This window comes from Kitasatospora sp. NPDC059088, assembly GCF_042738155.1.
GTDB lineage: Bacteria > Actinomycetota > Actinomycetes > Streptomycetales > Streptomycetaceae > Kitasatospora.
The window spans coordinates 15,139-27,316 of sequence record NZ_JBHYGR010000049.1 but is presented as its reverse complement, the minus strand read 5'-3'; the positions used below and the strand labels follow the sequence as shown (position 1 = coordinate 27,316).

Genomic DNA, 12,178 nt, shown 5'->3' with positions numbered 1-12,178 from the left:
GCCGCCCGTTTCCGGTGCCCGTTTCCGGTGTCCGGTTCGGGCGTGCATGTCGGGCGTGCGGTCCGGCGTGGGTTCCGGCGTGGGTCAGTTCGGTGGCGTCGGCGGAACCCCGGCGTCGAAGCGTTGCTCCAGCGCGGATGCCATCAGTGCGGCGATGTCCTCGCGTTCCAGCCCGGCCTCGCGGGCCCGGTCCACCCAGCCGACGAGGTCCGCGCGCAGCGGTCCGTCCGCCGCCGCCTCCGGCCGGGCGAGCGAACGCCGGACGAAGGTGCCGAGCCCCGGGCGGGGCTCGACCAGTCCCTCGCGTTCGAGTTCGCGGTAGGCCTTGAGCACGGTGTTGGGGTTGATGGCGGTCAGTTCGACCACCTCGCGGGCGGTCGGCAGCTTGTCCCCGGGCTCCAGCATCCCCAGTCGCAGGGCCTGCTTGGTCTGCTGCACGATCTGCTGGTACGTGGAGACCCCGCTGCGCCGATCGATGCGGTACTCGATCACACCCGTTGCGGCCTTTCACTAGTTCAATAGTGGAATGGTGGACCACGGTGGCCCGCGGGTCAAGCCGGGGCGGGGGTACGTCCGTGCGGGACCGTCGGGCCCCGGACCGCCTCGGCTCAGCCCAACGCGGCCATCAGGGCGGTGACGTAGGCGTCCAGCCGTTCCTCCACGGCTCGCGTCGTCAGTTCCGCCCTCCCCGCATCCCGCCATGCCCGCGCCACCGGCCGCACTTCCTCCGAGCAGGCGAGGGGGTCCCGTACCTGCCAGTACAGTCGTTCGCTCGCGGCCGCGGCCAGCACCCCGCCGGCCTCCTCGTACGCCTCGGTGAACCGCCGCCCCCAGGCCGGGCCGTGCAGCAGCGCGAGATTGGTGGAGCAGTGCGCCACATCGAGGTCCGCCGGACCCCAGGAGGCGGCGGCCCAGTCGACGACGCCGGTGATCCGCGTACCCGCTGTGCTTGCGGGCGGCGCGTCGACGGGTGCGTTGGACGGGGTGTCGGACGGCACGTGGAACAGCACGTTGCCGGGTTGGAAGTCCCGGTGCAGGAACCGCCCTTCGTAGCGCGGCGCGGGCCTGCGGATCACGTCGATCGCCGGGGCCCATGCCGCCGCGTCGGCGCCCTTCGGCACCACGACGGTGTCGGCGGTCGTCAACGCCTCGTAATCCCGGGGCCGCTCGGCGGGTCGCACGGCGTGGATCGCCACGAGCTGCCGGGCCAGCAGCGGGACGCGCGTCTCCAGCCCCTCGCCCTCAAGGACCGTTCGGCCCGCCAGATGTGTCATGAGGAGCGACGGGTACTCGCAGTGCGCGGCGGTCGGATCGACCGCGACCAGCCCGGGAGCCGTCACACCGGTCCCCGCCAGCAGTGTCAGGGCGCCGGACTCCCTGCGCAGCCAGTCCTCGGCGCGCTCCACGGAGAACGGGTCGACGAACGACCGCAGCACCAGATCGCGGGTGCCCCCGTCCCGGGTGGCGACGGTCAGCCTCCGGACGTCGGCGGTGATGCCGCCGTGCAGCACTTCGGTACCGACGATCCGTTCGCCCGCCGCCAGTTGCCGGTGAACCCAGGCGAGTGTCAACGGGCTGACAGCTTGGACGTCATGGTGGTTCATCACGGGTCCACCTCATCATCCGTACGGTAGCGGGCAAGGGCTTTCAGCGGCATGACGGCACCTTTCCATGGACCATCGTGATGCTGACCGACCGACCGACCCGCGGGCGAGCGGGCGGCGGGTCGATCAGGGGTGTTTGAGGAGCAGCAGGCCGTCCCGGTCGATCAGTCGGTGGTAGCCCTGGCTCTGGTAGGCGGCCAGCATGCGGGCGGTGGCGCACGGGGACTGCACGCTCGGATCGCGCAGGTCGACGGCCACCCAGTCCGGGCCGGGGCCGACCGGGTCCTGGCACACCAGGGTGACCTCCGCCCGGCCGGTGAGCTGGGCGGCGAGCCGGTTGGAGGCGGCGACGGTGGTGTCGTCGGGTATCAGGCGGAGCATCGCCCGGGTCTCGGTGAGCCGGGGTGAGGTGCTCCAGGCCTCGGGCATCACCACCTCGTGCAGCGGGTAGAGCGGCAGCGTCACGACCGTCACCAGGGCGGTCACGGCGAGGGCGCGCCGGACCCGGCGGGGGGTGGCGGGTGCCGGGCCCGTGGCGGTGGCGGTGTCGGTTTCGGTGGCACGGGCATTGGCGCGGGCGCGCTGGACGGCGTCGACCAGGGCGGCGAACGCGATCGGCATCAGTACCGCGCTGTAGTGGTAACTGACGCCCCAGTAGTGCGGGTTGGTCGAGAGCAGCCGCCAGGCCAGGGTGGGTGCGCAGAGCAGGGCGAGCGGTGAGCGCAGGCCGAGGAAGCCGGTGGTGGCGGCCAGCAGGAACAGCAGCAGCCACTTGATCGGCGGCCAGCAGAGGCGGAGCGGGAGCGTCCAGAGCGGGGCCGCCTGCCCGCCGCCGGCGTCCAGTTGCTGCCAGTAGTCGAAGCCCCCGTTGGGGTTGAACGCGGGCAGGACGACGAGCAGGGTGAGCGCGGTCGCGGCGACACCGATGAGGGCGAGGGCGAATCCGGGCAGCGGAGTGCGTCGGTCCTGCCGGGCCTGGTGGGCGATCAGCAGGCCGACGGCGGCCACCGTCAGCCCCAGGTCCTCCTTCACCAGCAGCAGCGGCAGTGACCAGAGTGCGGCGGCGCGTGGTCGGCGCCGGCCGAGCGCGGTGGCGGCGAAGGCGAGCAGCGGGACGGCGAACGCGATCTCGTGGAAGTCGTCCGCCGCGGCCCGGACGATCCCCCAGGAGGCCCCGGTGGCGCAGCCGACCAGCAGCGCCACCCGAGGCCCGGCCACCTGGTGCGCCCAGCGGGTGAGCGGGACGACGGCCAGCGCCATCAGCAGGGCCTGGGCGACCACCAGGGTGAGCGGGCTCGGGAACCCGCGGTAGGCGGGGGCGAGGACGGCGAGCAGCGGGTGGAAGTGATCGCCCAGGAGGTCGTAGCCGGGCGCTTTGAGCGGCACGATCGGCGCCCGGCCGTCGGCGTACGCCCGGACGGCCTGCTCGAAGATCCCCAGGTCGTAGGCCTTGGTGAGGCCTCGCCGGTGGCGGTTGACGCCGACGCAGGTGTAGAGCGTGGCGAAGACGGCGGCCAGGCCCCAGGCCAGGACGGCGGGGTGGTGGGGGAGCCGGACAACGTGCAGGAGGCGGGTGGGGCGAAGGCGTTGGCGCGGGCGGGGCGGGCTCTGCAGGCCCGGTGGGCTCGATGGGCTCGATGGGCTCGATGGGCTCGATGGGTCGAGCGGGGCGAAGGCGACGGGCATCGAGAAAGTACCCTTTCACTATTCGATTAGTGAAAGGGTGGTGGAAGGGCGCGCAGGCGTCAACTCCCGGTCCGGCAGCGCCGACCGGGCCTTCGTGCTGCCCGGAGGCGCCCGGCGGAGGCGCCCGGCGGGGGTGTCAGGCGGTCGGCGGCGGGAGGAGTCGGTCCAGGCGCAGGGCTGAGGAACCTGGGGCCCGGGGGTCGGGAGGGGGCCTTGGGAGAGCTGGAACGGGCCTACCGGCACTGCCGGTTGGGGAGTTCGGGCGGGCGAGGCGACTGTTACATGACAGTGACGTTCCGCACACAACCGGTGGCGCCGGGTGGGACGTCCTCCTTGATGACAGCACCCGATCGCACCGACCGTGCTTCGGGTCGAACGACCACCTCCCCTGAAAGGGGTCCACCAGTGATCGTCTCCAAGCGGAACTCCCTGCGCCTGGCCGCCGTCGTCACCCTGGGCGCGCTGCTCGTCGGAACGGCGGGCACCGCCATGGCGGCCACGCCGGCCCTCCCCGCGACCGCGACCGCGGTTGTCGTCTCCACCTCCGCCTCCGACGCCGCGCCGGCGTCCGCCGCCGTGTCCGCGTCCGCCTCCATCACCGCCAAGTCGTCGGTCAGTTCGGTGAACGCCTGGGAGCTGTTCCGGGTCACCGGTACCACCAGCGGCCTCAAGGCCGGCAGCACGGTCACTCTCCAGCAGAAGCAGCACGGCAAGTGGGTCTCCCTGCCCGCCTCCGTGCAGACCAACCGCAACGGCGCCTACTCGCTCGGCGTCAAGCTCGGCATCAAGGGCCTGAACGAGCTGCGCATCGTCAGTGGGAACACCGCCTCGCCCGTGTTCACCGTGACCGTGCGCTGACCATCACTGCCCAACCTGCCCTGCCGGAGGCCGTGTTGACGGACCGGTCCTTCGGCTCCGAGTCGGCCGGTTCTGCGGTGGCAGGTGTGAGTGGGTGACGCGCGGGGCGGGGGCAGCCCGCCCGTACGGCGCGTTGTCGGCGGCCCGTTGCGTGCAACTTCCTTGCACGCGGCGGGCCGTCGTCATGCATCGATCCGATGGTTCGTCAATTTGTCGTGTGGAGCGGTGGGCCCGACCTCGGCTCGAGTCAGTGACCGGACCGGTAGCGGCCCGGGGTCGTGCCGACGAGGTCGGTGAACGCGGCGATGAAGCCGCTCGGGTTGGCCCAGCCGCAGGCATGGGCGGTGTGGGTGATGTCGTGGCCCTCGGCGAGGAGGACGAGCGCGTGGTGCACGCGCAACTGCGTCCGCCACTCGTAGAAGGTCATGCCGAGTTCGTCGCGCAGCAGCCGGCTCAGGGTGCGGGAGCTGGCGCCGACCTGTCGGCCGAGCCCGGCCAGCGTGGTGGCATCGGCGGGCGTTCCGGACAGGATCCGCTCGACCGCCCGCAGTCGGTCGTCGCGCGGGTGCGGCAGATGCAGTGGTTCTTCGTCCGCCTCGCGCAGTTCCTCGACCAGGACCCGCAGCAGGCGCTGACGCGCGGCGCGTCCGTAACCGGGCACCGCGCCGCCCTCGATGCCGCCCTCTTCGTCCTTGCCGTTGTCCCCGGCTTGGCCTCCGCTGTGGCCCCCGCTTCGGCTTCCGTCACCGCGTGGGCCGGTCAGGGCGAGCAGGACCTCCCGCGCCAGACCCGAGACGCAGAACACCGCCGGACGCCCCGGCACCAGCCGGGCCAGGGAGGGCGGCAGGAAGACGATCCGCATGTCCGTGTCCCCGTGGGCGCGGTGGCGGTGGGCGAATCCGGCCGGCGTCCAGGCGACCCGGTTGGCCGGGACGATCGACGTCCCGCTCTCGGTGTGCAGCACCAGCACGCCGCTGGCCGCGTACACCAGGTGCCCGCGCGCGTGCACCCGTTCCTCGCTGCTACCCCCGGAGGACCACAGGTGACGCCCGCCGGAGGGCCAGGTCAGGGACGTGGCGCCGGCTTCCGGGCGGGCTTGGCGGGGACCAGGCATCGATTGGCACTCTACCGGTAGCACGCCATGACGCGCCGCGACCAGACTTCTGGTCGTGAGCGGTGGCCTCCGGCGCCACGGCCGAGCAGTGTGAGAAGGAGAAGTCCCATGGCGACGTTCGTTCTGGTCCCCGGTGGTTGGCACGGCGCCTGGGCGTTCGAGGCGGTGGTTCCGCTGCTGGAGCGGGCCGGTCACGCCGTCCACGCCCTGACCCTGACCGGCCTGCACCCCCACGACGATCCCGCCGCGATCGCCGCCGCCAACCTGGACACCCATGCCGCCGACGTGCTCCGCCTGCTGGAGCGGGCCGACCTGGAGGACGTCACGCTGGTCGGTCACAGCTACGGCGGAATGGTGATCACGGCTGCCGCTGACCGCGCCGACGGCCGGGTCTCCCGCCTGGTGTACCTGGACGCCTGCGTGCCGCGCGACGGCGACTCCTGCTGGTCCCTCATGAACGAGGGCTACCGGCAGTCGTTCGTCGCCGGTGCCGCCGTCACCGGCTACGCCGTCCGCCCCCCGTGGCGGCCGGACGGCGACCCGCGCCGCCGCCCGCACCCGCTCGCCGCCTTCCTGCAGACGGTCCACCTGACGGGCGCCCACGCGGCCGTCCCCCGCCGCGAGTTCGTCTACTGCTCGGCATGGGAGGACCGTACGCCCTTCGCCGGGCAGCGCAGCCGGCTGCTCGCCGACCCGGGCTGGACCGTCCACGACCTGCCGACCGGCCACAACGCGATGCGCGAGGCCCCGGGGGCGGTCGCCGCGCTCCTGCTCGACGGCGCGGACGCACCCGCCGGGCCGGACGCACCCGCCGGGCCGGACGCACCCGCCGGGCCGGGCGGGCTCGGCGAAGGCACCGTCCCGGCCCCGGTCCGGATGGCGCGGTCGGGCGTGTGACGCGGCCTCGGCGGTCTAGTCCTGTGCGGGTTCCAGTACGAAGACGGGGATCTCGCGGTCGGTCTTCTCCTGGTACTCGGCGTACGGCGGGTACGCGGCGACCGCGCGTTCCCACCACTCGGCCTTCTCGACTCCCGTGACCTCACGGGCCGTCATGTCCTGCCGCACGGCACCGTCCTGGAGCTCCACGTGCGGGTCCGAGGTGACGTTGAAGTACCAGACCGGGTGGTGCGGGGAGCCGCCCTTCGAGGCCACGGCCGCGTACCGGCCCTCGTGTTCCACGCGCATCAGGGGGGTCTTGCGGATCTTGCCGCTCTTCGCGCCGCGCGTCGTGAGGATGATGACGGGCAGGCCCGTCTCCCAGAGCGTCGTCCCCTGTGTGCCGCCCGAACTCTCGTACAACTCGACCTGATCGCGTACCCACTGTGCTGGACTCGGCTCGTACTCGCCCTCAAGAGGCATCGCATTCACCCCATCGTCACGTCGCTGAATGTGGTCGGCGAAGCATATCGGGTGCCGTCCGGCCGGTGGCCGCACTCGTGCGGGTGTCAGGCCGAGGGTCGCTGCAGCCAGTCCGCTTCGACGGTCCAAAACATCTGGCGTGCACCGAGGTAGTCGTGTGCGAAGTCCGTGAACCGTTCGCGGGTGTACGGCTTTCCGGTCCTGGGGTCCTTGGCGTTGATGTCGGGTTCCTGGACGGCCATCGCGACGAGGGGGAGGGAGTTCCGGTATTCGTGGAGGAACTTGTAGGAGTTCTCCATCTGGTACGGCCGGTCCGGCAGGGTGTCCGGGCCGCCGATGCCGATCCTCTTCTCCCTGGCGAGGTCGAACATCTCCTTCATGCGCTTGTGGTCGTCGTCGTCCGGAAGGAAGTTGACGTACTGGATGAACTGCGTCCTGGTGAAGACCTTCCTGCCGTAGCGCATGTTGTCGATCTCGGCATCGATGTAGGACGCCGAGGTGTAGCCGGTCCGGTCGTTCTCGGTGTCCACCTCGACGGCGGTCTCCGGAAGGTTCACCCCGGCGAGCCTGCCGTCGAACTTCTCCGCCATCGCCTTGAGCATGGCCTGGAAGTCCGCTCGCACCTCCGTGTTCCACTGTGCGGCCATGGCCCCGTGGGTGGTCGGGTTGTCGGGGTTCTCGTCGACCGTCGGGGTGACGCCGCCCTCGTCCTTCACGTACTGGGGGAGGTTGGCGTCCTGCACGGCCACGTCGAAGAACCGGTCCTGGATCTGGACGAACAACTTCTTGTGGCGTTGCTGGAGGTAGTCCAGCGCGCTCTCCAGTCGTGACCACTTGTACTCCCCCTTCCTTCCCTCCAGGGCCTTCCAGGGGGCTACCACCTGGACGCCGCCGATGTCCGCACGGTCGATCAGGGCCTTGACCTTCGGGTCCGCGCCGGACGTGGCGTCTTCGAAGGCGCCGAGCGACATGTACAGGTTGTCCGTCACCTTGCCGTGGTCGTGGCTGTGGGGCGCGGTGCTGGCGGCGGTGGTGGCGGCCTTGCCGGGGCCGGGAGCTGTGGAGCCCTCGCCGGGGGCGGCCGCCCCGACGGTGGCCGTCAGGGTCACGGCCGTGAGGACAACGGCTCCGAATGCACTGTGTGGCGTCGTCATGAACGCGACGCTAGGCGGACGTTCTAAGGGAAGGATAAGAGCGTCCGTCATCTCCGCTGCCGGTGCTCAGCGCTGCCGGGGCCGATGACCCGTCGCAGCTCTGGCCGTCCTCTCCCGGCTCACCCCCGCTTCTCCGCGGCGCTCCCGCCGACCTGGCCCTCCCGCGTCTCGCGGACGGCGTACGAGCCGAGGGTGCCCTCCAGTCGGTCAAAGGCCCGGACGGCCGAGGGGCGGACGGCGGCGGCGATGGCGGCGTGGTCCTCGCCGGCCAGTGTGCGGCGGAAGACCTCGGCGAGCACGGCCCGGTCGACGGCGGCGAGCAGGGCGGCGGCGACCCGGCTCTCGAAGTCGACGGGTATGGCGTGCACGGCCTCGGCGAGCGCCTCGGCGAGTGCGGTCTCGCTCAGTTCGTGCAGTTCGCGCAGTCGTGCGCCGAGGGCGGGGCTCTCAGCGACGGTCCGGGCGAAGTCCGGGCCGGAGAAGCCGAGTCGGGGGTCGTGGCGGTCGAGCCCGGCCAGGCAGTCGCGGCGCAGCGCGGCGAGGGCGGACTCGCCGGGAGCTCGCTCGGCGACGGTCCGGGCGAGCCGGCCGGCGAGCTCCTCGTGCATGTCGAAGAAGAGGTCCTCCTTGCGCGGGAAGTGGTTGGTGACGGTCATCTTGGCGACCCCGGCCGCGGTCGCCACCTCGGCGATGGTCGTGCGGTCGAAGCCGCGCTCGATGAAGAGCCTGGTCGCGGCGTGCGAGATCGCCTCGCGGGTGCGGCGCTTGTTGAGCTCGCGGAGGTTCGGGGCGGCCCCGGTGTCGGTCATGGCGGTGAGCCTAGCGCAGTTCGCTGGGTCCGTCACAGTAATTAGGCTTGACCTAATGGATGGGTCCGTCCTAAGTTCTTCCTCGGGCGGCCGGAGCGGCTGCCGAGGAACGAGCCTGGGGAGGGCGCATGACCGTCTCGGTCGCGAGGAAGAGCGGGTTGGGGGCGGCCCGGTCGACGAGGCCGGAGCCGTTGCCGCCGGGCCTGATGAGGACGGGGGTGGTGCTCGCGCTGGGCCCGGTCCTGGCCCTGCTGGACACCACGATCGTGAACGTCGGCATCGATGCCGTCACCCGTGAGCTGCACAGCTCCGTGGCGGCGGTGCAGTGGGTGGCGACGGGCTACCTGCTGGCGATATCGCTGACCATGCCGCTCTCGGGCTGGGCCGCCGGCCGGTTCGGCGCCCGCCGGGCCTGGCTGGCCTCGGTGGTGCTGTTCGTGCTCGGGTCCGCACTGTGCGGCCTCGCCTGGTCGACGGGCAGCCTGATCGCCTTCCGGGTGCTGCAGGGCGTCGGCGGCGGGATGATCCAGCCGCTCGGGCAGGCGATCATGGTGCAGGCGGCCGGGCCCTCCCGGATCGGCCGGGTGATGGGCACGCTGCTGCTTCCGATCAGTCTTGCTCCCGTCCTGGGGCCGATCCTCGGCGGGCTGGTGCTGGAGCACCTGGACTGGCGCTGGATGTTCCTGCTCAACGTGCCGGTCGGGCTGGTGACGGTGCTGCTGGCGGCCCGCTGGCTCCCGGCCGCGGAGCGGTCCGAACTCCCGGCGCCCAGGCTGGACGTGACGGGCCTGGCGCTGCTGTCGCCCGGTCTGGCCGCCCTGGTCTACGGGCTCGCCACGATCGGCGGGGGCGGTGCTGCTGGTGGCCTACGGGTGGCACGCGCTGCGGGTCGGGCGCGGTGCGGGCCGGGCCCCGCTGATCGACCTGCGGCTGTTCGCCCGGCGGGGCTTCGCGGTGGCGACGGCGAACAGCTTCCTGCAAGGGGCCGTGCTGTACAGCTCGATGTTCCTGGTGCCGCTCTACTACCAGCAGGTGGAGCACACCGGCGCCGTCGCGGCCGGGCTGCTGCTCGCGCCGCAGGCGCTCGGCACGGCGGTCACCTCGCTGCTCTCCGGCCGAATAGCCGACCGGGTCGCGCCGCGCCCGCTGATCCTGCTCGGCATCGGCTGCTCGCTGCTCGGCACCCTCGCCTTCACCCAGCTGGGGCGTGGCTCCGGCCCGGCGGACTGGCTGGTCGTCGGCTCGCTGGCGCTGCGCGGGGTGGGCATGGGCATCACCGTGATCCCCGGCATGGCGGCGGTGTACGGGAGCGTCGACAAGGCCCAGGTGCCCGCTGCCGCCGGCGCGGTGAACGTGCTCAACCGGCTCGGCGGAGCGCTCGGTACGGCGGTGCTGACGCTGGTTCTCCAGCGCGCACAGGCGGGGCAGCCGGGCCTTCCCGGCGCGGCCTTCGGCACGACCTTCTGGTGGGTGCTGGCCCTGTCCGCGCTCTCGATCGCGCCGGCCCTGCTCTACCCGGGCGCCGCCCGCAGGGCGGCCTGACCGAAGATCATTCCGCAGTTCCCTTCCGAACCACGACCTTGGAGGTACCCGTGTTCACCAAGCACCCCGGCGGCCTGCGTCTGCTCACCGTGCACGCCCACCCCGACGACGAGTCCAGCAAGGGGGCGGCCACCCTCGCCCGGTACGCCGCGGAGGGCGTGGACGTCCTGGTCGCCACCTTCACCGGAGGCGAGCGCGGGTCGGTGCTCAATCCGGAGCTGGACCGCCCGGAGGTCCGCGCCGACCTCACCCGGATCCGGCGCGAGGAGATGGCGGCCGCGCGCGACATCCTCGGCGTGCGGCAGCGGTTCCTCGGCTTCGTCGACTCCGGGATGCCGGGCCCGGACGAACCGCTGCCGGAGGGCTGCTTCGCCGCCCAGCCGGTGGAGGTCGCGGCGGCGCCGCTGGTCGGGCTGATCCGGGAGTTCCGTCCGCACGTCCTGATCACCTACGACGAGACCGGCGGGTACCCGCACCCGGACCACGTGATGACCCACCGGGCCGCCGTGGAGGCCTTCGAGGCCGCCGCCGATCCGAAGTGCCACCCGGAGGCCGGCGAACCCTGGCAGACGGCGAAGCTCTACTACCACCTGGCGCTCTCCCGGCCCTGGTTCCAGACGATCCACGACGCCATGACGGAGCGTGGCATCCCCTCGGCGATGGGCGAACTGCTCGCCGGGTGGCCCGATACCCCGCCCGCCCTCGCGACCACCACCCGGATCGCCTGTGCCGAGCAGTTCGCCGTCCGGGACGCGGCGATGCTGGCGCACGCCACCCAGGTCCAGCCCGGGGTGGCCTTCATGGCCCACTCGCGGGACGTCGAACGCGAGGTCTGGCCGACCGAGGACTACCACCTGGCGCGCAGCTTCGCGGCCGGTCCCGAAGGTGCCGTCGGGGTGGGCGGGGCCGGCCAGGCAGGCGCCGAGGGCGGGACGGGTGCGGTCGAGACCGACCTGTTCGCCGGGTTGTGGGTCGGTCGGAACGACGGGGAGGGGGAGTAGGGAAGCCGGGCAAGGGCCGCTCAGAGCGCGGCCAGCACCCCGCAGAGCGCGAGGAGGCCGCAGATGCCGAAGTTGACCAGCTTGTGCGAGAGGAAGACCGCCGCGAACTCGCGGATGGTCGCGCTCGGCCAGTAGTACCGGGCGGTGGGCGAGCCGAAGACGTGCCCGTTCACGCCGGTCCTGCGGGCGGTCAACGCGGCCCGGAAGGCGTGGAAGTTGTTGGTCACCACGACGCAGCGGTAGTCGGGCTTGGCCTGCTCCATGATGGCCCGGCTGAACAGCAGGTTCTCCTCGGTGGTGCGCGAGCGGTCCTCCCGCTCGATGTGCTCGGCGGGGAAGCCGCGTTCGACCAGGTAGTCGGCCATGGCGTGGGACTCCGGCAGTTTCTCGTCCGGGCCCTGGCCACCGGAGGTGATCAGCACCGGCGGGTTGCCGCGCGCTGCCTGGGCCTCGTACACCTCGCGGCCCCGGTTGAGCCGGCTGGCGAGCAGCGGCGGCACGCGTTCGCCGCCGATCAGCCCGGAGCCGAGGACGACCACGAAGTCGACGTCCCGGCGGGGCCGGTGGCGGCCGTACAGGAAGGCGTAGCCGACGAAGCAGACGAAGAGGAAGGAGATGTAGCCGACCACCAGGACGGCGGTCCCCGCCAGGATCGCGAGCCGCGGTGAGAGGGTGACGATGGCGGCGCCCAGCAGCGCGATCACGGCGATGATGCCGAGCCCGGCCAGCAGGGACAGCAGGTTGGCCGGACGGGTGCCCTCCTTGCGGATCATCGTCACGCCGTTGGAGAGCAGGAACCAGACCAGGGCCACCGTTCCGACGGTGGGCAGCAGGACGATCGCCACGGCCGCGAGCTCCGCCACCAGTGTGGGTGCTTTGCGGAGTTCGGCCAGCAGGGCGAGCGAGAGGAGCGAGACGGCGATGCCGAGCAGCACGGCGTTGCTGAACTGGCGTCGGTCGCGCAGTACCCCGATTCCGAACAGGAGGAAGAACAGCGCGGCTGGAGCGTAGGCGAGCATGGTTCGTATCGTAGGGGGAGGGTTGGAGAGGT

Annotated in this window: 13 protein-coding genes and 1 pseudogene; 5 read left to right on the top strand and 9 right to left on the bottom strand. The window is 72.1% G+C overall.

Annotation, left to right across the window (positions count from 1 at the left end; genetic code table 11):
• Positions 1-84: 84 nt before the first annotated feature.
• The 3 genes from ACFWXO_RS22560 to ACFWXO_RS22550 form a co-directional block, all read right to left on the bottom strand.
• The gene (locus ACFWXO_RS22560; RefSeq protein WP_380402340.1) at positions 85-492 is read right to left on the bottom strand and encodes a GntR family transcriptional regulator; all 408 of its coding nucleotides are present in this window, start codon (positions 490-492) and stop codon (positions 85-87) included.
• A gap of 116 nt (positions 493-608) precedes the next feature.
• On the bottom strand, positions 609-1,604 hold the full coding sequence (locus ACFWXO_RS22555) for a phosphotransferase family protein (RefSeq protein ID WP_380525540.1): 996 nt from the start codon (positions 1,602-1,604) through the stop codon (positions 609-611).
• A 126-nt stretch (positions 1,605-1,730) separates the two neighbouring features.
• Complete coding sequence (locus ACFWXO_RS22550; protein WP_380525539.1) at positions 1,731-3,290, bottom strand: DUF2079 domain-containing protein; 1,560 nt, start codon at positions 3,288-3,290, stop codon at positions 1,731-1,733.
• A 408-nt stretch (positions 3,291-3,698) separates the two neighbouring features.
• Here ACFWXO_RS22550 and ACFWXO_RS22545 point away from each other — a divergent pair, with 408 nt between their 5' ends.
• On the top strand, positions 3,699-4,148 hold the full coding sequence (locus ACFWXO_RS22545) for a hypothetical protein (protein WP_380525575.1): 450 nt from the start codon (positions 3,699-3,701) through the stop codon (positions 4,146-4,148).
• A gap of 247 nt (positions 4,149-4,395) precedes the next feature.
• Here the strand turns inward: ACFWXO_RS22545 and ACFWXO_RS22540 are convergent, their stop codons facing one another.
• A complete protein-coding gene (locus tag ACFWXO_RS22540; RefSeq protein ID WP_380525538.1) occupies positions 4,396-5,262 on the bottom strand; it encodes an AraC family transcriptional regulator in 867 nt (288 codons plus the stop codon).
• A 108-nt stretch (positions 5,263-5,370) separates the two neighbouring features.
• Here ACFWXO_RS22540 and ACFWXO_RS22535 point away from each other — a divergent pair, with 108 nt between their 5' ends.
• A complete protein-coding gene (locus ACFWXO_RS22535; protein WP_380525537.1) occupies positions 5,371-6,159 on the top strand; it encodes an alpha/beta fold hydrolase in 789 nt (262 codons plus the stop codon).
• Between the two features lie 15 nt (positions 6,160-6,174).
• On the opposite strand, the gene ACFWXO_RS22530 is transcribed toward ACFWXO_RS22535, so the two are convergent.
• The 4 genes from ACFWXO_RS22530 to ACFWXO_RS22515 form a co-directional block, all read right to left on the bottom strand.
• Positions 6,175-6,621, bottom strand: a complete 447-nt coding sequence (locus ACFWXO_RS22530) for a nitroreductase family deazaflavin-dependent oxidoreductase (protein ID WP_380525536.1) — start codon at positions 6,619-6,621, stop codon at positions 6,175-6,177.
• A gap of 86 nt (positions 6,622-6,707) precedes the next feature.
• Positions 6,708-7,730, bottom strand: coding sequence for a hypothetical protein (locus tag ACFWXO_RS22525; RefSeq protein ID WP_380525535.1), 1,023 nt, complete (start codon positions 7,728-7,730; stop codon positions 6,708-6,710).
• A gap of 164 nt (positions 7,731-7,894) precedes the next feature.
• On the bottom strand, positions 7,895-8,584 hold the full coding sequence (locus tag ACFWXO_RS22520; protein WP_380525534.1) for a TetR/AcrR family transcriptional regulator: 690 nt from the start codon (positions 8,582-8,584) through the stop codon (positions 7,895-7,897).
• 70 nt (positions 8,585-8,654) lie between these two features.
• Positions 8,655-8,864, bottom strand: coding sequence for a hypothetical protein (locus tag ACFWXO_RS22515; protein ID WP_380525533.1), 210 nt, complete (start codon positions 8,862-8,864; stop codon positions 8,655-8,657).
• On the opposite strand from ACFWXO_RS22515, the pseudogene ACFWXO_RS22510 reads away from it, so the two are divergent.
• From ACFWXO_RS22510 to mca, 3 genes and pseudogenes are all read left to right on the top strand, one after another.
• Positions 8,791-9,303 (top strand): annotated as a pseudogene (locus tag ACFWXO_RS22510) (MFS transporter); the annotation flags it as partial. The gene ACFWXO_RS22515 and the pseudogene ACFWXO_RS22510 sit on opposite strands and share 74 nt — an antisense overlap.
• Before the next feature lie 133 nt (positions 9,304-9,436).
• Complete coding sequence (locus tag ACFWXO_RS22505) at positions 9,437-10,126, top strand: MFS transporter (protein WP_380525532.1); 690 nt, start codon at positions 9,437-9,439, stop codon at positions 10,124-10,126.
• A 50-nt stretch (positions 10,127-10,176) separates the two neighbouring features.
• On the top strand, positions 10,177-11,127 hold the full coding sequence (gene mca / locus ACFWXO_RS22500) for a mycothiol conjugate amidase Mca (RefSeq protein WP_380525574.1): 951 nt from the start codon (positions 10,177-10,179) through the stop codon (positions 11,125-11,127).
• A 20-nt stretch (positions 11,128-11,147) separates the two neighbouring features.
• Here the strand turns inward: mca and ACFWXO_RS22495 are convergent, their stop codons facing one another.
• On the bottom strand, positions 11,148-12,146 hold the full coding sequence (locus tag ACFWXO_RS22495; RefSeq protein WP_380525531.1) for a YdcF family protein: 999 nt from the start codon (positions 12,144-12,146) through the stop codon (positions 11,148-11,150).
• Positions 12,147-12,178: the final 32 nt, after the last annotated feature.

Bases quoted from the DNA above. Each gene is read 5' to 3' on its own strand.
- ACFWXO_RS22555 (WP_380525540.1), bottom strand. From the start codon at position 1,604: ATGAACCACCATGACGTCCAAGCTGTCAGCCCGTTGACACTCGCCTGG.
- ACFWXO_RS22550 (WP_380525539.1), bottom strand. From the start codon at position 3,290: ATGCCCGTCGCCTTCGCCCCGCTCGACCCATCGAGCCCATCGAGCCCA.
- ACFWXO_RS22540 (WP_380525538.1), bottom strand. From the start codon at position 5,262: ATGCCTGGTCCCCGCCAAGCCCGCCCGGAAGCCGGCGCCACGTCCCTG.
- ACFWXO_RS22535 (WP_380525537.1), top strand. From the start codon at position 5,371: ATGGCGACGTTCGTTCTGGTCCCCGGTGGTTGGCACGGCGCCTGGGCG.
- ACFWXO_RS22530 (WP_380525536.1), bottom strand. From the start codon at position 6,621: ATGCCTCTTGAGGGCGAGTACGAGCCGAGTCCAGCACAGTGGGTACGC.
- ACFWXO_RS22520 (WP_380525534.1), bottom strand. From the start codon at position 8,584: ATGACCGACACCGGGGCCGCCCCGAACCTCCGCGAGCTCAACAAGCGC.
- ACFWXO_RS22515 (WP_380525533.1), bottom strand. From the start codon at position 8,864: ATGCCGACGTTCACGATCGTGGTGTCCAGCAGGGCCAGGACCGGGCCC.
- ACFWXO_RS22495 (WP_380525531.1), bottom strand. From the start codon at position 12,146: ATGCTCGCCTACGCTCCAGCCGCGCTGTTCTTCCTCCTGTTCGGAATC.